This window comes from Rosenbergiella metrosideri (genome assembly GCF_022602565.1).
Lineage (GTDB): Bacteria > Pseudomonadota > Gammaproteobacteria > Enterobacterales > Enterobacteriaceae > Rosenbergiella > Rosenbergiella metrosideri.
The window spans coordinates 34,337-54,486 of record NZ_JALBCV010000006.1; the positions used below are offsets into that span (position 1 = coordinate 34,337).

Annotated in this window: 22 protein-coding genes and 1 pseudogene; 14 read left to right on the top strand and 9 right to left on the bottom strand. The window is 49.6% G+C overall.

Annotated features, from left to right (window positions below; genetic code table 11):
* Nucleotide 1: 1 nt before the first annotated feature.
* From flgA to flgN, 3 genes are all read left to right on the top strand, one after another.
* Nucleotides 2-757: a flagellar basal body P-ring formation chaperone FlgA gene (gene flgA, locus MKR94_RS07735; RefSeq protein ID WP_241646402.1), complete on the top strand. Its 756-nt coding sequence runs from the start codon at nt 2-4 to the stop codon at nt 755-757.
* A gap of 66 nt (nt 758-823) precedes the next feature.
* On the top strand, nt 824-1,102 hold the full coding sequence (gene flgM, locus MKR94_RS07740; RefSeq protein ID WP_241646403.1) for a flagellar biosynthesis anti-sigma factor FlgM: 279 nt from the start codon (nt 824-826) through the stop codon (nt 1,100-1,102).
* Nucleotides 1,099-1,542, top strand: coding sequence for a flagellar protein FlgN (gene flgN / locus MKR94_RS07745; RefSeq protein ID WP_241646404.1), 444 nt, complete (start codon nt 1,099-1,101; stop codon nt 1,540-1,542). The genes flgM and flgN overlap by 4 nt, the downstream gene beginning before the upstream one ends.
* Here flgN and MKR94_RS07750 read toward each other — a convergent pair.
* The 7 genes and pseudogenes from MKR94_RS07750 to MKR94_RS07780 form a co-directional block, all read right to left on the bottom strand.
* Nucleotides 1,539-1,964 carry a flagellar FliJ family protein gene (locus tag MKR94_RS07750; RefSeq protein ID WP_241646405.1) on the bottom strand — a complete coding sequence of 142 codons (426 nt, stop codon included), beginning with the start codon at nt 1,962-1,964 and terminating at the stop codon, nt 1,539-1,541. The two genes, flgN and MKR94_RS07750, sit on opposite strands and share 4 nt — an antisense overlap.
* Entirely contained in the window at nt 1,961-3,277 is a 1,317-nt protein-coding gene (locus MKR94_RS07755) for a FliI/YscN family ATPase (protein ID WP_241646406.1), read from the bottom strand. The genes MKR94_RS07750 and MKR94_RS07755 overlap by 4 nt, the downstream gene beginning before the upstream one ends.
* Entirely contained in the window at nt 3,274-3,951 is a 678-nt protein-coding gene (locus MKR94_RS07760) for a FliH/SctL family protein (RefSeq protein ID WP_241646407.1), read from the bottom strand. Before MKR94_RS07760 ends, MKR94_RS07755 begins: the two co-directional genes overlap by 4 nt.
* A gap of 10 nt (nt 3,952-3,961) precedes the next feature.
* Nucleotides 3,962-4,993: a FliG C-terminal domain-containing protein gene (locus MKR94_RS07765; RefSeq protein WP_241646408.1), complete on the bottom strand. Its 1,032-nt coding sequence runs from the start codon at nt 4,991-4,993 to the stop codon at nt 3,962-3,964.
* Nucleotides 4,968-6,548, bottom strand: coding sequence for a flagellar basal-body MS-ring/collar protein FliF (gene fliF / locus MKR94_RS07770; protein ID WP_241646409.1), 1,581 nt, complete (start codon nt 6,546-6,548; stop codon nt 4,968-4,970). Before fliF ends, MKR94_RS07765 begins: the two co-directional genes overlap by 26 nt.
* A 12-nt stretch (nt 6,549-6,560) precedes the next feature.
* Entirely contained in the window at nt 6,561-6,875 is a 315-nt protein-coding gene (gene fliE / locus MKR94_RS07775) for a flagellar hook-basal body complex protein FliE (protein WP_214217909.1), read from the bottom strand.
* Between the two features lie 21 nt (nt 6,876-6,896).
* Nucleotides 6,897-7,889, bottom strand: a pseudogene (locus tag MKR94_RS07780) (sigma-54 interaction domain-containing protein).
* 410 nt (nt 7,890-8,299) lie between these two features.
* On the opposite strand from MKR94_RS07780, the gene MKR94_RS07785 reads away from it, so the two are divergent.
* From MKR94_RS07785 to MKR94_RS07820, 8 genes are all read left to right on the top strand, one after another.
* Nucleotides 8,300-9,097, top strand: a complete 798-nt coding sequence (locus tag MKR94_RS07785; RefSeq protein ID WP_241646410.1) for a FliM/FliN family flagellar motor switch protein — start codon at nt 8,300-8,302, stop codon at nt 9,095-9,097.
* A gap of 6 nt (nt 9,098-9,103) precedes the next feature.
* The gene (locus tag MKR94_RS07790; protein WP_241646411.1) at nt 9,104-9,484 is read left to right on the top strand and encodes a FliM/FliN family flagellar motor switch protein; all 381 of its coding nucleotides are present in this window, start codon (nt 9,104-9,106) and stop codon (nt 9,482-9,484) included.
* Nucleotides 9,481-10,230, top strand: a complete 750-nt coding sequence (gene fliP, locus MKR94_RS07795; RefSeq protein WP_241646412.1) for a flagellar type III secretion system pore protein FliP — start codon at nt 9,481-9,483, stop codon at nt 10,228-10,230. The genes MKR94_RS07790 and fliP overlap by 4 nt, the downstream gene beginning before the upstream one ends.
* A 1-nt stretch (nt 10,231) precedes the next feature.
* Nucleotides 10,232-10,504, top strand: a complete 273-nt coding sequence (gene fliQ, locus MKR94_RS07800; RefSeq protein ID WP_048911218.1) for a flagellar biosynthesis protein FliQ — start codon at nt 10,232-10,234, stop codon at nt 10,502-10,504.
* 4 nt (nt 10,505-10,508) lie between these two features.
* On the top strand, nt 10,509-11,294 hold the full coding sequence (locus MKR94_RS07805; protein ID WP_241646413.1) for a flagellar biosynthetic protein FliR: 786 nt from the start codon (nt 10,509-10,511) through the stop codon (nt 11,292-11,294).
* Entirely contained in the window at nt 11,275-12,399 is a 1,125-nt protein-coding gene (flhB, locus tag MKR94_RS07810; RefSeq protein WP_241646414.1) for a flagellar biosynthesis protein FlhB, read from the top strand. Before MKR94_RS07805 ends, flhB begins: the two co-directional genes overlap by 20 nt.
* Entirely contained in the window at nt 12,392-14,473 is a 2,082-nt protein-coding gene (locus MKR94_RS07815; RefSeq protein WP_338328012.1) for a flagellar biosynthesis protein FlhA, read from the top strand. Before flhB ends, MKR94_RS07815 begins: the two co-directional genes overlap by 8 nt.
* A 133-nt stretch (nt 14,474-14,606) precedes the next feature.
* A complete protein-coding gene (locus tag MKR94_RS07820) occupies nt 14,607-15,116 on the top strand; it encodes a tetratricopeptide repeat protein (RefSeq protein WP_241646415.1) in 510 nt (169 codons plus the stop codon).
* A gap of 52 nt (nt 15,117-15,168) precedes the next feature.
* Here MKR94_RS07820 and MKR94_RS07825 read toward each other — a convergent pair whose 3' ends face one another.
* A complete protein-coding gene (locus tag MKR94_RS07825) occupies nt 15,169-15,474 on the bottom strand; it encodes a hypothetical protein (RefSeq protein WP_241646416.1) in 306 nt (101 codons plus the stop codon).
* Nucleotides 15,475-15,793: 319 nt separating this feature from the next.
* On the opposite strand from MKR94_RS07825, the gene metR reads away from it, so the two are divergent.
* The 3 genes from metR to glpQ all read left to right on the top strand — a co-directional run bounded on the left by metR (nt 15,794) and on the right by glpQ (nt 19,268).
* On the top strand, nt 15,794-16,711 hold the full coding sequence (gene metR, locus MKR94_RS07830; RefSeq protein WP_241646417.1) for an HTH-type transcriptional regulator MetR: 918 nt from the start codon (nt 15,794-15,796) through the stop codon (nt 16,709-16,711).
* Nucleotides 16,712-16,847: 136 nt separating this feature from the next.
* Complete coding sequence (gene glpT / locus MKR94_RS07835; RefSeq protein ID WP_241646418.1) at nt 16,848-18,197, top strand: glycerol-3-phosphate transporter; 1,350 nt, start codon at nt 16,848-16,850, stop codon at nt 18,195-18,197.
* Nucleotides 18,198-18,203: 6 nt separating this feature from the next.
* Nucleotides 18,204-19,268, top strand: coding sequence for a glycerophosphodiester phosphodiesterase (gene glpQ, locus MKR94_RS07840; protein WP_422047515.1), 1,065 nt, complete (start codon nt 18,204-18,206; stop codon nt 19,266-19,268).
* A 39-nt stretch (nt 19,269-19,307) separates the two neighbouring features.
* On the opposite strand, the gene yigL is transcribed toward glpQ, so the two are convergent.
* A complete protein-coding gene (gene yigL, locus MKR94_RS07845) occupies nt 19,308-20,114 on the bottom strand; it encodes a sugar/pyridoxal phosphate phosphatase YigL (protein WP_241646419.1) in 807 nt (268 codons plus the stop codon).
* Nucleotides 20,115-20,150: the final 36 nt, after the last annotated feature.

Below are 20,150 nucleotides of genomic sequence, written 5' to 3' on the forward strand. Positions count from 1 at the left end.
CATGCCAATCAAAAAGAGGAAACGCGACTTCCGCTTTCGCCGCCTCGCCATGATGACGTTCTGCACAAGTCTTATCGGGACATGGGCTAACCTTGCCTGCGCAGCGCTGCCGATCGAGAAGCAAGCGACGCAATGGATCGATCAGCAAATCCAGCAAGTAGGCCAACAGCAAGGGTGGCAATCAGTGAGCAGTAGCGCCAGCGTACAACTGTTCAATGCCAATAACCGATTATCCCCCTGTAGCACTCCTCTCGTCTTCACGGCACCTTTACTTCCTCAGTCGCCTACCCGCTTCCCGCTGGTTATCAGCTGTCACTCGACCAGTGGTTCGTGGAAAATAAGGGCGCAGGCTAATGTCGAAATACATCTGGCTGCCGTGGTAGCAGTCAGCGGTTTGCCAGCCGGGACGACCTTAACAGCCGATGATGTGCAGGTCATGCCGGTGGTACTGAAACCCGGCGCACGGATTGGCGTGATAACGCAAATCGAGGCGGCGCAACAGATGACGCTTAAGCGAGCAGTAACCGCTGGGCAACCCTTGACCGCCCTCCTCCTTAGCTCGCCTACACTCATCCATCGCAATCAAGCGGTTACCCTGGTTATCCAGCAAGAGGGGCTTGAGTTAACGACAGGTGGGGTCGCCTTACAGAATGGCAGCAAAGGTGAGACGATTCGCGTCAAAAATAGTGGCAGCGGCCGAATCATCAGCGGAACGGTGAGGGATGCTCAACAGGTATTGATCCGTATAATTGAATAAAAATGATGAGATGACTTAATTTCTCCGCTCCCCGAGTCGTTGTAAGTCATAAATGGAGATTTTTTTATGATAAAACTAACCCCAACCTTGCCCAATGACAGAGTCAGCATCGCTTCGACTCAGCCGGCGAAAACCGAGAGCAGTGACAACGTTGCGCCGCCAAAAATATCTTCGCCCTCGACAGAACAGACGCTCACGCAGGCGCGTGACCAGTTGGCACAACTGCCTGAGGTCGATCTCGATAAGGTTGCCGAAGTCAAAGCAGCCTTGAGCCGAGGTGAAATTGGACTCGATAGCGAGGCTCTCGCTCGCTCTATGCTCGCGTTCTTTCAGAGGTCGGAATGAAACGGATCGATATTGTTCGCCAGCTAGTGGCCGATTTATTGGATGATCACCAACACTTTCAGCAGATCGAAACCCTGCTCTCCGCGCAGCGTCAGGCTATTATCAGCTTTACGCCTTCGCAGCTTGAAAGCCACACTGAGCAGCTGATGCAACATTATCGACACATTCATCAACACGCTCAGCAACGCATTCGGGGCTTACAACAGCTATCATTGAGTGCCGACCAGCATGGCATGCGCCAGCTACTCGAAGGCCTTGCACCTGCGGCACAGCAGCATTTGCTTACGATCTGGCGTGATCTCCTCACGAAATTACAGCGCTGCCAGCACGCGAATAACGCTAATCAACAACTCCTCGAGATGCAGCACAGCCTCTTTACAGAGTGGTTGCCTGAGAGTGACCCCGCCGCTTGGCTTTATCATCCCGAAAGCCTAGGCTAAGCTTTTCGATTAAAACGTAACGCCGCAACATCGTCACTTACCTTTTGATCCTGCCGCTGTTGTTGCTTCTCCCGAGTCTCGGTTACCCCTTGGCAATACTGCTCAAGTTGTTTTTCTTGACGATGGCTGGCGATAAGCTGAGCTTGTCGTCGCGCTAATTCCTGCTCCGCAGAGTGACATTGTTGCTGTTGCCATTGATATAACCGCCGCAGTTCTTGCACATAATTCTCATGGTTTCGTAACGCGAGACCATTGCTCAGCGAAGGGATGGGAGAATCGATAAAGTGCTGTAAGGTGTTCAACTTAATACGCATCTGCTGTACGTGGTGAAGCTGTGCGTTGACCTGTTGTTGGCACGTTGTTCGGCGCTGCAGCCTTAAGCGCTCTAGCGCCTTGAGCTGGGCTGGAAGGGGGGCACTCATCGCTCACCCTGCATAACAGTGGCGAGTTCCTGCAAACTCTGGCTAAGCGGGCTTAACTGCTGATCCGATTGCTGCAAGAATTGCGTGATCGCCGGGGCGAATTGCATCGCCCGGTCAACGTCGGGATCGGCGCCCGCAACATACCCCCCTAGGGCTATCATCGGCTTGATCTCCAGATAACGACTGTAATGCTGCTTCAAGCTTCGCGCTAAATCACGATGCTCCTTAGTGGCCACTAATCCCATGCAGCGACTTACGGATTGAGCAATGTCGATAGCCGGAAAATGCCCCATTTCCGCCAAGGTTCGCGACAAGACAATATGCCCGTCCAAGACAGCCCGAGCGGCATCGACGATAGGATCTTGCTGATCATCCCCCTCTGCCAATACCGTATAAACCGCCGTTAAGCTCCCCTCACTATCACTATTGCCAGCCGTTTCCACTAAACGTGGGATTAACGAGAAGACAGACGCTGGATAGCCCTTAGTTGCCGGCGCTTCACCAAGAGATAAGGCGATCTCGCGCTGTGCCATGGCATAGCGGGTGAGCGAGTCGATCATCAATAATACATGATAGCCTTGATCGCGAAAAAAGGCGGCGATGGCATGACAAAGTTCCGTCGCTTTTAAGCGCATCAAGGGACTTTCATCGGCAGGAGCAGCCACCACAACGGCCTTTTTTAACCCCTCTTCCCCAAGTGTATGCAACAGGAACTCATTGACTTCTCGCCCGCGCTCACCAATTAATCCAACAACGACTATCTGTGCATCCGTGGCGCGAGCCATCATACCGAGTAACACGCTTTTGCCCACACCGCTTCCGGCCATCAGGCCTACCCGTTGACCACGCCCTAAGGTTAATAAACCATTAATCGCGCGAATCCCGACATCTAGAGGAGCTGAGATGGGGCGACGTCGTAACGCCGAGATGGAAGGTAAGTGGCGGGGAAGCGTCGCACTGCCAGTGACAGGGCCTTTCTCATCGATAGGTTCCCCTAATCCATTGACCACACGCCCCAACCACGCCAGCCCTAGGCTTAACTTTGGATGCTGAGTAGAGGGCAGTACCCTCGCCCCACTCCTTAATCCTGTCAGACTATGAAGCGGCATTAAATACGTAAGTTCACGGTTGAAGCCAACCACTTCAGCGATCACCCTTTTTTTATCGACGGTTTCGACTTCACAACGCTCGCCAATCGCTAAAGGGCAGCCGCTGACTTCCATTAATAACCCAGTGACCCGACATAATTTGCCAAAATCTTGACTTAACGGAATGGCCCCGAGTGAAGAGAGGGCGCGTTCAAGTCCCTTCATCCTTCGTTACTCTTGGGGGTGAGACTCTGTTCAAGCGTGGCTAAACAACTCTCAAGCCGTTGCTGACAGCCCAGATCAAAATGCTGCTCCGCCGTATCGATAACACACTCTCCACGAGGAAGATCCGACTGGGGTTGTAGCTTCCATAGGTCGATTTTCTCTGGGGCCAAACGTTGTAAGGCGTGATAATCCGCCTCAGCCACTCTCACGGTAAAGGTCGCGGCCACCAACTGCTCGTCTGCCACTTTTTCTTCGATCCATGTCAGTAATAGCTCAGGTTGCGTCGCCAACTCGTGTTGGATAACTAGCCCTGCTATACGGGTCACTAAGGCTAAGGTCGCCTCTTTTTGCTGTTGTTCGGCGTGAAGGGTGAAATGGTTGAGTGCCTCGACAAGGTTGGTTATCGGTGAGCTGGCTTGCTCGAATAACGCTTTACTGCTCGCCATGCCTGACGCGTAGCCCTGTTCGTAGCCTTGCTGTGTGCCTTGTTCAAGTCCCTGCGCAACGCCTTGCGCATGCCCTTCTGCCAAACCTTGCTGGAAGCCGGCCTGCTTCGCTTCGTCGATCAGTGAATGACTCTCGACGGTTTCACTCGCCTTATCGGTCTCCTCGACCGAAAACGCCTCATCAGTATGTAACGCGGGAAACCGGTAAGGGATTGGGGTTTTACTCATCGTCTATCCACTATTCGACCGTACGCTCGGCGTACATTTGGATGGTAATTTCACCCTCTTCCGCTAGTTGGCGAAGTGTCGCCATAATATCCCGCCGTACCTGTTCAATTCGGCTGATAGGGATCGGCCCTAATCGCGTTGAGGTTTGTTCCAATTGCCCCACTTGGCGTTTAGGCATGATGCTGAACACTGCATCACGCAGTACCGGCTCGGCACCTTTCAATGCGATGGCCCACTCTTCAAGCGAAACCTCTTCAAACAGACGCTGTAAGGTCTCTTCGCTTTGACGGCTCAAGATGAAGAATTCATACATTTGGTCTTCGAGTGCCTTGAATAAGTCAGCATCCTGCTGTTTCATCTGCGCGAGTAATTGGTTCTGCTGCGCCGGCAGACGATTAATGATATTAGCCGCATGGCGTGCGCCGGTAATGCGGGAGCCATGTTCGGAGATCGTAGTAATCCCGCGTTCGATCAACCGATCCAGTTCGGCAATCACATCGCGGTTAATGTCGTCTAGCCGCGCAATCTTGAACAGGATGTTATCTTGCTGCGCGTGGGGTTGCATCGCCAGAACGTCAGCCGCCACATCGGGGGGAAGAAAGGCTAAAAAGATCGCTTGCAGTTGAACATGTTCTTGGCTAATTAAGGCCGACAGCTGTGAGGTATCTACCCACTGTAACCGTGCCATACGGTAGCGTATCGCATCGCCGTAGATATGGTTCATCACGCTGGTCGCGATCTCTTGGCCCAGTGATTTTTGCAAAATAGTCTGTAAATAAGCGCGCGATCCGCCATGGATACCACTTTGCTGACGGTAATCGTCGAAGAAGTGATTGAGCGCCTGATGGGCCTGCGACACTTTAACACCCTGTAGTCGTGCCATCGTTTCACTCAATACAATCACCTCCTCTCGGGAGAGCTTTTGCATCACCTGCGAAGCGGCATCCTCGCCAATACTCAGCAGAAGGATGGCGGCCTGCTCGACACTGTTACGTTGTCGGGTAAGCAAGGAGACGTTAGACGTTGTCGCGGGATCGGTCATTGCTGTTTATCCACTGTTTGATCACTTCAGCCACGCGGTCAGTTTCATTCGCCGCCAGCTGTTGTAAATAACTTACTTTATCTTCGATGCCCGATGCACGAGGGGGCAGGTCGGCTTCATTTTCAAATTGATGTTTTTCACCTCCCACCGCCGCCGTTTGGTCGGCATTAACGACACTATCCTTGGCTAAGGGCCCTGATCGCGTGCCCACAACGGTTTTCATCACCGGACGTAGAACAAAGAGGATCATCAAAATCACGACGGCGCCGACCCCTCCCCAAATCGCCCAAAATTGGATATCCGGTTGTTGCCACCAGCTTAGGGTGGGAACGGACAGGGGGGCAGGAACGATAAAGGCAAGCTTATCAAGGGTTAAGGTATCACCCCGCTTAGCGTCCAGTCCGGCGGCATTTTCAAGCAAGCTTTTAAGTTGATCCAGCTGGCTTTCCGACATTTTAGCGACCGACTCAGTGCCCGTGTTCAATGCCACCGCAATCTGTAATCTGGCCAATTGTTGAACCGGATAGTTAATATGTTTAATTTGGTGGTCGTAGGCGTATTTACGTTGCGTTTGGCTAACGGAACGTTGGGATTTCTGCGGTTCTGCGCTATTTGATGTCTCAGTGGTGGGGCGATTGCTTAAGGTGCCTGGTACGCCAGTTGCCGCCGCTTGATCGCTGCTATCATTGTTGACTTGCTCTTCGAGTACCTTGGGATCGCCTTGATAGGTCTCTTGGGTTTCTTCAGTACGACGAAAATCGATCTCTGGCATCACCGTGACACGGTAATTCTTTTGCCCGACGGCTGAATCAAGCAGTTGCGTTAAGTTCTGAGTAATAGGTTGGCTAATGCTACGAATACTATCCGGTGAGAGACTGGCGGTATCTTGCGTGGCTTCATTCAGTAGTGCGCCAGTTTGGTCGACAATATGAATATTACTCGCCGTTAATCCTGGAACACTGCCGGCCACCAGCTGAGTTATCGCCCGAACTTGCTGGCCGGTTAAACGAATACCAGGTGCCAAGGTCACCAATACTGAGGCACTGCTTGCCGGTTGAGTGGACAGTACAAAACCGCTTTCGGCTTGAATCCCCAGATGTACCCGAGCCTCCTCAACCCCTTGCAGTGACATAATACTGCGAGCCAACTCTCCCTCTAACCCACGTTGATAGCGGATATTTTGGATATATTGGCTGGCCCCCAGGACTTCATCTTTATCCATTAGCTCGAAACCGGGCGCTACGATCGGCTGGATATTCTTACTCGCCAAAACCATCCTAGCTCGAGCTAACAGTTTATCGGCAACTAGTACTTGGCCATTATCAGGATTAACACGAAAATCGATCTGTTCCGCGGCTAATGCACTGGCGACAGCATCATTGGGGACGCGCTGATGAGCGCCGTACAACGGGACATAATCTACCTGGCCACGCCATAATGTCGCGACGATAATCAGGGTTAACACCCCCCCGGCGCTGGCAAGTACCCACGGTTTTTTTAATAACTCTAGGGTGAGATTGCGTTTTGCAAACCACGCGCTAAATGAATCAAACATGATGGCTCCGCATCAGAGAGGGGTATTTAAGATATCGTCTAGCGCACTCGTCAACTTGTTGCGCACTTGCAATAACGCACTAAAGCTAATATTTGCTTGTTGGCTGGCTACCATTGCCCCCGCCAAATCGTCGCTTTGACCGGCGTTGATCGCTTGCTGCTGTTCACTTGCCGCGACCTGCAATTGATTCACCTGTCCAATCGCGTCAGCCAGTACCGACTGAAAGCTTTCGTTAGTATGATTTGCTGGCATAACCGGGGTTTGCGGGAAACGTTCTCCCCCCTGAAGGGCGGGGGAAAATAGTGAAAAGGTGGGATCAATACTCATTTATCCATTCCTCCAAGGGAATTAACGACATAAACCGGCTTGACGCATTGAGCTAAGGCGGTAACGTAACGCTCGTGGCGTAATGCCAAGCTTTTCGGCGGTCAACGTTTTGTTGCCGTTAAACTGTTTGAGGACATCCAACACATATTGTTGTTCCACCTGCTTACCTAAGTCTCTAATTGCCGGAATACTGTCGACCCCGCTAGTCGATATTGTTTGCGGTGGACACGTCTCAGGTAGTCCAAGATCTTCACTGGTCAGGCTAGCGCCCTGGCAGAGGATCAGACCGCGCTGCACTTAATTTTCCAGTTCTCGAACATTGCCGGGCCAGTCATAGCTCAGTAATGCCTGTCTAACCGAGGCAGGAACCGTAATCTCTGATGAGGTAAATGCCCGATACTTCTGCATAAAATGATTCACTAAAGGCAGAATATCTTCAGGACGTTCGCGTAGCGGCGCAATGGTAATGGGTAAAACGGCGAGTCGATAGAAAAGATCTTGCCGAAACCGCCCTTCTTTCACCGCGAGCGGAATATCTTGATGTGTCGCAGCAATCACTCTGACGTTAAGCTTAATACGCCGAGTGCTTCCCAGCCGCTCGACTTCCTGCTCTTGCAAGACTCTCAGTAGCTTAACTTGCAGTGATAGAGGCATATCCCCAATTTCATCGAGGAGTAAGGTTCCACCGTTCGCTTGTTCGAATTTGCCGGGCATGGTTTGAACAGCCCCCGTAAAGGCGCCCTTCTCATAACCAAACAAGGTAGCTTCTAATAGACTTTCGGGGATGGCCGCACAGTTAACGCCGATATAGGGTGCGGAGGCCGCTGCGCCGAATTGTTGTCGATGGATGTAACGAGCAATACACTCTTTACCGGTGCCCGATTCACCGTAAATCAGAACAGGCACACTCACCTTGGCTATTTTTTCAGCTAGGCGTAAAGTGTCGATACTCTTTGCAGCGCATGAAATAAGATCAGCATCAGCAGTATTTATCCCAGAAGAATAAGTACTCATTGATATTTCCCAAGTGTAAAGTAAATGTTTTGATAATTTTTATTTATATTTGAAATTAACAATGACAAATTTATCTGTTCGATTTATAGGCAAACCCCTACGTGAGAGGACGCTTTTCTTGTTTATAATTTATTATTATTGGCGATATTTTATTCATAAATAGGTCTTATTACCCGATATCGCCGTATTTTTAAGCGAAAACTGATTTTTTTTAGATCAACTTTCAGGAATCTTCTGATACAAATCTAAACAAAACCCTTGCAAGCCGCAACCAATATCTCATAATATTCTTAATAATTCCTTACGAAATGCTTAGTATTGCTTATCAGATACAGCATCAGAACGCCGGACAGAACATGGTTTTCGCTAAAGATACACTGAAAAAACTAAACATTGACGGGGAGGATAATGTGCTGCCTCTGGCGGTCAGTCAGCTCGGCAAGCCTTGGCATAAGCTCGCAGAACATTTTAATAAAAATTATGATAATTTCGATGTGAGCGTCAGTCGTTATTTTTTGAATAAATTCAGAATTAATACTTCGCTAGCTAACATTACTTTTTCTATTGAAGAAAATAAGAAATGCCACCAACTTTATTCCTGCTCTGCCGGAAAAATAGCCTTCGAAATAGACCGATCTTTATTACTAACATTATTAAATGACTTTTATGGCGTCACCGATAGCGCTGACCTGAACGAAACGAATGAGATCACTCAGACAGAGTTACGGTTACAAGAGCGGCTTGGGGATGAGATCAGTCAAATATTTTTAACGCCCGAGGTGGTTGGGTTACCTATTAGCTTACAGCCTCATCATAACCAGCAGCACAGCCATTGGGCTTGGTCTCTCTCCTTTCAACTTCGCGGCTACCCACAAGGTGTCATCACGTTACATTTTGATCATCAACTGATTGATCAGATGTTAAGTGGTTTACGCCAAGAAAATGGACAGCCTGTGCACACGACGCTATCCGGCGACCAGTTGGAGCGGCAATTACGGCGGGTTCCCTTTACCTTAACGGCTCAGCTGGCCAGTGTTGAAACAACGCTGGAACGTCTACTGGCCTTACAGGTTGAAGAGGTTTTGCCTATTTTTCTGAATGAGTCAGTGCCAGTTATTTTGGGTGATGAAGTCCTCTTCCAAGCTAAAGTTTCTGAGCATCAAGGTCAGCTCGTCTTGTCAGATTTTATTGATCATTACACCAGGTAACGCAGTATGAACTACGACAATAATACGACGCCGTCCGCGTTTAATTTGGACGATATTCACTTGGACGATCTTGGCCCGCAAGTGGCAGATCCCGCCTCAACTGCCGACTACGCACAACAAAAAGCAGATGAGCGTAAACGGCAGCTTTTTAACCGAATTCCCCTCACCTTAACGCTTGAAGTGGCCTCGGTGAATGTCTCCCTCGCCGAGTTATTGGCGATCGATAACAGTTCAGTCATTGAATTAAATAAGATGGCAGGAGAGCCGCTTGATTTAAAAGTTAACGGCGTGCTGTTTGGTAAAGCCGAGGTCGTGGTGGTAAATGACAAGTATGGCCTACGTATTATCGAGTTTACTGGACAATCGTTGAGTGATCTGACCTCATGAAGCTGACTGCCAAAGCTGGTTGCTTTATAGCCAGTATCGGGCTGTTAGCCTCTGCCACACTCTTTGCCGCCGAACCGGGATTAACCCTGTTCGGTACACAAGCGGCCAATGGTTCACAGCAATATAGTGTCAATATTGAAGTGCTAGTGCTGATGACCCTGCTCGGTTTATTGCCGATCATGGTGTTGATGATGACCAGTTTTACCCGCTTTATTATTGTGTTAGCGATTTTGCGCCAAGCATTAGGGTTACAGCAAACGCCGCCAAACAAAGTCCTCACGGGTATCGCATTATGTCTTACCTTGTTGGTGATGCGTCCGGTTTGGACCACCATCAATCAACAGGCCTTTCAGCCTTATCAAGCACAACAGATTTCATTAACCGATGCCCTGCAGCGCGCCAGTGACCCTTTGAAGAAATTTATGCTCGCGCAGACCAGTAAACCGGCGCTCGCGCAGATTATGAGTATCGCAAAAGTAAGCGGTAATCCCGAAGATCAAGATCTTACAATCATCACCCCCGCTTATCTGCTGAGTGAGCTTAAAACCGCCTTCCAGATTGGTTTTATGATCTATCTGCCTTTCTTGGTTATCGATCTGATCGTCTCGAGTATTTTGATGGCGATGGGGATGATGATGCTATCGCCTATGGTCGTCTCCTTACCCTTTAAACTGCTGCTGTTTGTTTTATGTGATGGGTGGACATTAATTACCGGTACGCTTACACACAGTATTCAGGGGTTTTAAGATGTTTACGCTGGATAGTATTAGCGATCAGATGGGAGGTGCCATTCAACTGGTTCTGCTCATTTCAGCCGTCATTATCTTGCCCGGTCTCGTCGTCGGCCTCTGTGTCAGTATCTTTCAAGCGGCGACACAAATTAACGAACAGACGCTGAGTTTTCTACCGCGCTTAGTGGTGACACTCCTAGTATTAATCGTCGCGGGGAAGTGGATATTGATCAAATTGATCGATTTTACTGAGTTATTGTTCCATCAAGCGGGTTCCCTGACTGGATAGCAGCATGTTGGACTTAACGGGCTTCTACAGTCATCTCCTTACCCTATTATTGCCTTGGGTGCGCATACTCGCCTTTTTACAGTTCAGCCCCCTCGCCGAAAGCGCGCTGATCTCGCGAAAAGTTCGGTTGCTCCTCTCTCTCGTGCTCACCGCGCTTATCGGCCCATTACTCACGCTCCCCCCTTTACCCCCACTACTTTCGACCACTCTGTTGATACTTGTCGCAGAACAGATCGGCTGGGGGGCGATTTTTGGTCAACTGCTGCAGTTCGCCTTCTCGTCGTTACAAACGGCAGGGCAAATTATTGCGATGAATATGGGCTTATCGATGGCAGTGCAGAACGATCCGGTGAATGGCACAAGTAATACCTTGGTCGCACAATTATTCAACTTAACGGCGATCCTGATTTTCTTCGCGGCAAACGGGCACTTACTGCTGATCACTCTCTTATACAAAGGCTTTATCTATTGGCCTATCGGCGCTGCCTTAAGTTGGCCCAGCTTACAGGTGCTGATCAGTAGTTTTGGCTGGATTATCTCTGCAGCGGTAATTATTGCACTACCTTCGACGATCATTATGTTGCTCATCCAAGGCGTATTTGGCTTACTCAACAAGGTTTCGCCAAGCCTTAATTTATTCTCGCTAGGCTTTCCGCTCGCAACCTTGGCCGGTATTGTCAGTATTGTTTTATTGATCCCATCCTTGTCTGAACATTACCTATCGTTGACCAACCAAATTATTCACCAGTTCGATCTGTTGCGAGGGGCCAATGTCTCAAACCAGCGATAAAACGGAAAAAGCGACCCCGAACAAACTCAAAAAGGCACGTGAAAAAGGGGATACTGGCCGTGCGAAAGAGCTCTCCTCTGCGGCGTCCTTAGCGGTCGCCTTCGCCACCTTAATACTGTTAACGCCATGGTATTGGCACCTGATTGCTGAATTATTTCAGCGCCTCCCCCAGTACCGGGTCGCCCCGTATTCAAACGAGGAATTACTCTCCTTAGTGGGTAGCGGCCTGCATACCGTACTAATGATAGTGCTCAGTTTTTGTATCGTGCCCTTGGCCGGAAGCGTAATCGCGCTCTTTAGCGGCGGGTGGATCTTTAGCCTGCCTAAGCTACTGCCCGATATTAAACGCCTCAATCCCCTTACGGGGATTGCACGCCTTGTCGCCTTAGATAACCTGATCGAGTTAAGTAAGGTGATGGTGAAGAGTATCATCATCTTGGTGATGTTAGTCATCCTGCTGCGCCATGCCCTGCCTGAGATCATGTTGCTGTCTCGCCTAAGCTGGCCAACGGTACTCTCCACGGGACTGCTGTTAGCAGTGAAGCTTTTTGGTTATTTTGTGGTACTGATGGTGGGCTTTGCGCTGGTTGAGTGGCCATTAAGCCGCTACCAATTCCAGCGTAAGATGCGCATGAGCCGCCAAGAAGTCAAAGACGAATTTAAAAACACAGAAGGTAACCCGCAGATTAAAGGGCGTTTACGCCAGCTACAGCGGCAGATAGCCCAAGGTCAATTACGTCAAAGCGTCCCGCAAGCCAATGTAATTATTACGAATCCTACTCATTATGCTGTGGCGTTAAAATATGATCCGCAAGCCGCCGCCGCCCCCTATGTCGTCGCGAAAGGTATCGATGATCTCGCGCTGTTTATCCGGCAGTTGGGGCAAGAGCATGCGATTGAGGTGGTCGAGTTTCCGCCATTGGCTCGTGCGGTATACGCCTCAACACGAGTGAATCAACAAATTCCCCATCAGCTCTATCAGGCCATCGCCCATGTCTTGACCTATGTCATGCAGTTACGCCGTTGGCGGGAAGATCACACATTACAAAAACCAAAAATAAATAAAACCTTAACGCTGCCAGCCGAAGGACAATTTAGTGAATAAATTCCAACTCACGCCATGGATAAACGCTGCCAAAAAGTTTCCATTAGGCCTACCGATCCTGCTTTTATCGGTACTGTCGATGGTAATTTTGCCTTTAAGTCCTTTGGTTCTCGATTGCCTATTTACCTTCAATATCGTGCTGGCCATCCTGATACTGCTCGTGTCAGTCAATGCGCAACGGCCGCTCGATTTTAGTATCTTCCCGACCTTACTGTTAATCACTACCTTGCTACGGCTATCATTGAACGTTGCCTCGACTCGGGTGGTCTTGCTGCACGGGCATGAGGGAGAAGGTGCAGCCGGTAAAGTGATCGAGGCCTTCGGTCAAGTGGTGATCGGCGGCGATTTTGTGGTCGGTTTAGTGGTTTTCATTATTCTGATGATTGTTAACTTTGTGGTCATCACCAAAGGGGCTGAACGGATTTCTGAGGTATCGGCTCGTTTTACCCTCGATGCCATGCCCGGAAAACAGATGGCTATCGATGCCGAATTGAATGCCGGAGCCATCACGCAAACACAGGCTCGTGAGCGACGCGCGGAAGTGACCCGAGAGGCTGATTTTTACGGTTCGATGGACGGTGCGTCGAAGTTTGTCCGCGGTGACGCTATAGCAGGGATGTTAATACTGCTGATTAACATGGTCGGCGGGATCATGATTGGGATGGTGAAATACCATCTCGATGCCAGCCAAGCGTTCCAACAATATGTGTTACTGACCATCGGTGATGGCCTGGTTGCACAGCTTCCTTCGCTACTTCTCTCGACGGCGGCTGCAATCATCGTTACCCGTGTGAGTGATGGGCAAGATATACGCCACGAAGTTCGCGAGCAGCTACTCGCCCAACCCACAGTTCTTTATACGGTAGCCGGCATCATGTTTGTCATGGCCTTGGTGCCCGGCATGCCGCATATCGCTTTTTTAAGTTTCACCCTCTTATTGGCCTTTACTGCATGGCGTCAGTCGAAACGTATCGCGGCGGCGAAGGTCATGCCCACCGCCGAGATTGACCGTCATCTTGAGGTTCAGCCTCCGTCAGTCGATTGGGAGAGTCTTACCCAGACCGAGGCGCTCGGCCTAAACTTGGGGTATAAGCTGGTGACGCTGATTGATCCAGCACAGGGGAGCTTGCTCTCGCAACGTATTACCGGGGTACGGCAGATTCTATCTGAAAACAGTGGCATGTTGCTTCCTGAAATTCAGGTAAGAGAAAACTTCCGCTTAAAACCCACCCAATACAGCATTACAGTGCAAGGCATCCAGGCCGCGACGGGGGAAGTCTATGCCGATAAGCTCATGGCGCTGGCCAGTAATGAAATTTACGGTGAGCTTGACGGCATTCTCGGCACTGATCCCGCTTATGGGATGTCCGCTGTCTGGATTGACCCAACACAAAAAAGCCAAGCCTTACGCTTTGGCTATCAAGTGGTTGACTGTGCCAGTGTCATTGCTACCCATGTCAATAAAGTGGCGAAACTTCACCTGCCAGAACTGTTTCAATATGACGATATTACCCAACTGCATAAACGTTTAGCCGCACAAGCCCCTCGTTTGAGCGATGACCTGCAGCAAGCCCTCAGCTATGCGCAACAACTACGTATTTACCGTACGCTACTTCTTGATGGCGTGAGTTTAAAAGATATTGTGACCATCGCCACAGCGTTGTTACTGGGTCATCAAGTTACTAAAGACCCACTCCTTCTCGCCGCCGATGTGCGATATGCATTGCGTCGACAGATTATGCAAGGGATCAACAAAAATCGGCCACAACTCGCGGTATTCACGCTTAGTGATGAGCTGGAGAATCTCCTATTAAGGGCGCAGCAAGCCTCGGGAAATAAAGAGTTAGATAACATTCCTCTCGATCCGCATTTGTTATCTCAGCTACAAACCAATATGCCGTTGATTACTCAGCAAATGAAGGCCGAAAACTTACCGCCTGTATTGATCGTACCGCCAGCATTGCGTCCCCTGCTCGCCCGCTATGCGCGTTCTTTTTCAACCGAACTGTTCGTCCTGTCCTATAATGAAGTGCCTGAAGACCGAGAAGTCACGATACGTGGGCACTTAACGTAAAATGTCCTTTTACAGCGATAAGCCGCTCTTTCGGAGTTAGGCGCAAAGCCCCCAAGTGATTATCGGCGTACACTCTTTTCACTTTCCCTCAGGGAGTCACTCTTTGAGGGCACTATATTGAATGAGAGGGCCTATGAAAGTATTGATTCCTGCCACTCTGGCAGCATTGGCATTAACCCTGTCGGGCTGCAGCACTTACCATCGATTTGTGGATTATTTTTCCTCATCCTCGCCAGCCACCCCTTATGCACAGCAAGCGGAACTCGACCAACATATTAAGGGCTGTGAGTCTCAACAGGGGGAAGCCTGTTTGGCCGCGGGAACGATGTATGAAATGCGCGGTAGCAACTATTACTCGCAAGCCTTGCGTTACTACCAGTTAGGAACGGGGTTGAAACAGCCTGCTGCCTACAGCGCACTGGGGCATATGTTTGAGAACGGTTATGCGGTCCCGCAAGATCTCACGCGCGCGCGCGAGCTTTATCAACAAGGGGCTGACCTGGGCGATGCAACCTCTTATCTTTACTTATCGAACCTTTATCGGTATGGGCGTGGGGTAGATAAAAATCTGCCTAAAGCGCGCCAGTACGCCACACTTGCCTGTAAGAAAGGAAATGTCATGGCATGCAGCACCCGCCGCTAGAGCGACTTATCCTCGCTAACCAGGATGCCCCGCATTAAGCTAAGGTGGGGTATTACAGTACCTTATCCAACCGATCGGCCATCCAATCGATATCGGCGAGACACGCCCCATGGATATCATACACACTGGGACCTATCTCATTAGGGTACTCGTACTCTTCAAAGGATTCGAGCTGTTCGAGGTCATCATGGGCGACGTGTGGCGATACTACCTGAATCAACTTGGCAAGGGCGTTACCTTCCAACCGAGTCGCGTTATGGTTCAGCTTAAAGCTATCCGCCGCCCACATAAGATAGGTTTCCCACTCTAAGTGATGGGCTCGTGCGGCTTGACCGAGTAAGACATCATTCTTTTTCATCGTGCAGTCACTGCTCCTTCGTTCTGATTACCTTGCTGAGGTCCTGTCGAAGCGCCCTTCCCAGCATCCTTATTAATACACTCATTAAAATCTAGGTAATCAATGACTCAACGTCAAGATCAGTAAGGCGTTCGGCGAAGCAATTCTACGCAGCCACGCTAAGTCGCCATCCATTTATTAGGTGATGAAAAAAATGCGTGATCAAATTGAAGAAAAATAACATAGATGTTTAGCCATCCAGATGTTTACACGCCTGATAATAATCAGTACATTACCTGCTAAATAAATAAAGTGATGATTTCTCCCCTTAAGGCACACCATGATTGAGATTAAGCATCTGAAAACACTGCAGGCATTGAAGCAGACGGGATCATTAGCCGCGGCAGCCGCTTATTTGCATCAAACTCAGTCAGCCCTCTCCCATCAGTTTAGTGATATCGAGCAGCGTTTAGGCTTTAAGCTTTTTATACGTAAGAGTCAGCCGCTACGTTTTACGCGGCAGGGCGAAGTATTATTACAACTGGCTGATAGCGTACTACCGCAGGTGCACCAGGCGCTACAAGCGTGCCAAGCCCCACAGCAAACGACGTTACGCATTGCGATAGAATGTCACAGCTGTATTCAATGGATGACTCCAGCGTTAAACAGCTTTCGCGAACAGTGGCCACAGGTTTCCGTCGAATTCGCATCAGGGGTGACTTTCGATCCACAACCGGCTTTACAGCAAGGTGAATTAGACCTCGTATTAACCTCCGATATTTTGCCAAAGAGTGGACTACACTACACCCCACTCTTTGATTTTGAGGTAAGACTGGTCGTTGCCGTGGGTCATCCTTTAGCGACCAAGGCGGTGATATTACCGGAAGATTTGACCGATGAGACGCTGCTTATCTATCCCGTACAGCGCCAGCGTATGGATATCTGGCGGCATTTTCTGCAACCGGCTGGCGTGAGTCCATCCTTAAAAACCGTCGACAATACCCTACTACTGATCCAGATGGTTTCTGCCAATATGGGGATTGCGGCCTTACCGCACTGGGTGGTCGAAAATGTTGAGCGGCAAAAGTTAGTGGTGACACGAACGCTAGACAACGGTATCTGGAGCCGTCTATATGCAGCAACGCGGGAAGGTGAGAATCGCCAACCGATGTTGGATGCCTTTATTACACATGCCCAGCAACACGCGCGACAATTACCTTTCGTGAGGGACGCCTCGGGCGCTTTGGTCACCGCTTAGCCCTCCAATACAATTATTTAAATATTTTGTAACATTTGTGTGATAGGTCAACGTTGTTGGACCCAATAATCGTTACCCTTGCGGCCTACACACACGGAAGCCTTACTTTCGTGTCCATCCGATTAGGGAGAAGACGATGTTTAATCTATTTAGACCGGCTGCACATGCCGTACCACTCGCTGATAAGCTTATTGACCCCACCTATCGCCGACTACGTTGGCAGATTTTTATCGGTATCTTCTTCGGTTATGCCGCTTATTATTTAGTCAGAAAAAATTTCGCTTTGGCTATCCCCTCGCTGGTTGAACAAGGCTTCAGCCGTGGCGACCTAGGCTTTGCCCTCTCTGGGATCTCTATCGCCTACGGTTTCTCCAAATTTATTATGGGCTCGGTCTCTGACCGTTCGAATCCGCGCTATTTTTTGCCAGCGGGGCTAATCTTAGCCGCACTGGTAATGCTAATGATGGGCTTTATCCCTTGGGCTACTTCAAGCATTATGGTGATGTTTTTCTTACTGTTTCTATGTGGCTGGTTCCAAGGTATGGGCTGGCCACCCTGTGGCAGGACCATGGTGCATTGGTGGTCACAAAAAGAGCGTGGCGGTATCGTTTCGGTATGGAACTGTGCGCATAACGTCGGGGGCGGTATTCCCCCCTTACTCTTTTTATTGGGCATGATGTGGTTCGGTGATTGGAAAGCCGCGTTTTATATGCCGGCTTTCTTGGCGATCATCATCGCCCTGATCGCCTTCGTTCTGATGCGAGATACCCCACAATCCTGCGGATTACCCCCCATTGAAGCCTATAAAAATGATTACCCTGCAAACTACAGTGCGGAGAGTGAAACTGAATTAACCACCAAACAGATTTTTTGCCAATATATCCTGCCTAATAAGCTTCTATGGTACATCGCGTTAGCGAACGTTTTCGTCTATTTGCTGCGTTACGGTATTCTCGATTGGTCACCCACTTATCTGAAAGAAGTCAAACATTTCGCCTTAGATAAGTCGTCTTGGGCCTACTTCTTTTATGAGTATGCTGGCATTCCGGGAACGCTATTGTGCGGATGGGTTTCCGATAAAGTCTTTAAGGGGAATAGGGGGATCACCGGCGTTATCTTTATGAGTTTGGTCACCCTAGCCACCATCGTTTACTGGCTTAATCCCGCAGGTAATCCGAGCGTAGACATGGCGTGTATGACCGTGATTGGCTTCCTCATCTACGGCCCAGTGATGCTAATCGGTTTACATGCACTGGAACTGGCACCGAAAAAAGCCGCTGGCACCGCTGCAGGATTTACCGGCCTATTCGGCTACTTAGGAGGCTCAGTTGCTGCCAGTGCTATCGTGGGCTACACCGTTGATTACTTTGGCTGGGACGGTGGATTCCTCGTCATGATAGTCGGGTCAGTGTTAGCCGTGCTCCTGCTGCTGCTGACAACGATCAGTGAAAAGAAACACAAACGCATACTGCTGCAGAATGACTAGGAGAAGATAGTGAAATATTTATTAACTGGACTGGCATTATTTACCTGCAGCGTTATGACGCATGCCAGCGAGGATAAGCTGGTCATTGCGCATCGCGGAGCAAGCGGCTATCTCCCCGAACACACGCTACCTGCTAAAGCGATGGCTTACGCGCAAGGTGCCGATTATCTTGAACAAGATGTGGTGATGACACGCGACGACCAACTCGTCGTACTGCACGACCACTTTTTAGATCGCGTCACCGATGTCGCTCAGCAGTTCCCAAACCGCCATCGAGCAGATGGCCGTTATTACGCTATCGACTTTACTCTCGCGGAAATCAGGCAGTTACACTTTACCGAAGGTTTTCATCTCGAAGGTAAAAAACAGGTTCAGAATTACCCTGGCCGCTTTACGATGAATCGCTCGGAATTCCGCGTCCATACCCTGGCAGAAGAGCTGGAGTTTATTCAAGGCCTTAACCACTCCACGGGTAAAAATATTGGTATCTATACCGAGATAAAATCACCGTGGTTTCATCGCAAAGAGGGAAAAGATATCAGTAAAGCCGTGCTAATCACCCTAAAACAGTATGGTTATACTAAACCGACGGATAAAGCGTGGTTACAGTGTTTTGATTATGATGAGCTTCAACGGATAAAACAGACGCTGGAGCCGCAACTGGGTATGGATCTCAAACGGGTACAGTTAATCGCTTACACCAAGGATAACGAGACGCAGACCTTACAAAATGGCCATTGGCGTAATTACGATTACGATTGGATGATGACTCCTGAGGGGATCGAGAAGTTATCGAAAACAGTGGATGGCATTGGCCCTGATTATCATATGCTTATCGATGCACAGTCGACACCAGGCCATATCCGCTTAACCCCGATGGTTGCCGCAGCGCATCGCTACAAGCTCCCCATCCATCCTTATACCGTTCGCGCGGATCAGCTGCCGAGCTATGTCAGCAACGTCGACGAGTTATACCAAATTCTTTACCAACAAGCCGATGTTCCGGGGTTATTCACAGACTTCCCCGATAAAGCCGTCTCATGGTTAGCCCGTCATCCACAGGCTGAGTAACCTTAGCAGGCTGCTGATCCCTCAGCAGCCTTTACCCGATTACTCCGTAACGGCAAACAGTTCACGAAGATAATGTGGCACAGCATCTTGACCATTAGTGCCGATAACGGCGAGCTCCGGTAATAGGTCTTTCAGTCGCTGTTGACCGTTTTCCATGATACAGCCTTTACCCGCCATACTGAGCATCTCTTTATCGTTCATGCCATCACCAAAGGCGATACAGTCTTCAAGGCGGTAACCTAAGCGGCGCGAGACACTGTCTAGCGCATGACCTTTCGACACCCCACCGGCCATTACTTCTAGGCATATTGGTAATGAGAAACTGACGTTAACGCGATCGCCAAAACGGGACACTAGTGCTTCTTCAAGTTGAACGAGATGCTGGTGGTCATTACAGGTGAAAAAGACTTTACTGACCCCCTCAACAGAGAAATCCGCTGGGTTGTAGAGCTGATAGCGGAAGTCTGATTCCATAAAGAATGAGGCCTCATCACGGCTTTCCCGGGCGATAAACCACTCATCATCTCGATAAATTTGTGTGAGGATCTCAGGATCGTTATAGCGGAGCGAGATTAACTCTTCGGCGATCGCAGTTTCGAGATTGTGTGCAAACACGAGATTGCCTTCCATATCGTGGACACGTGCGCCATTTGACGTGATCATATAAGCCTCTATCCCGAGTTTCTCACGGATTTGTCCCACATCCACATGGTGGCGGCCGGTCGCAAAGACGAAGGAAACGCCTTGTTCGGTAACGCGTTGTAATGTTTTAGCGGCAAAGTCAGTCAGGGAGTGCTCTGGCGAGAGCAACGTCCCATCAAGATCAGAAGCAACGATTTGGTACATGATGACCTCTCAAGGGGACAGGTTGAAAACCCTTTC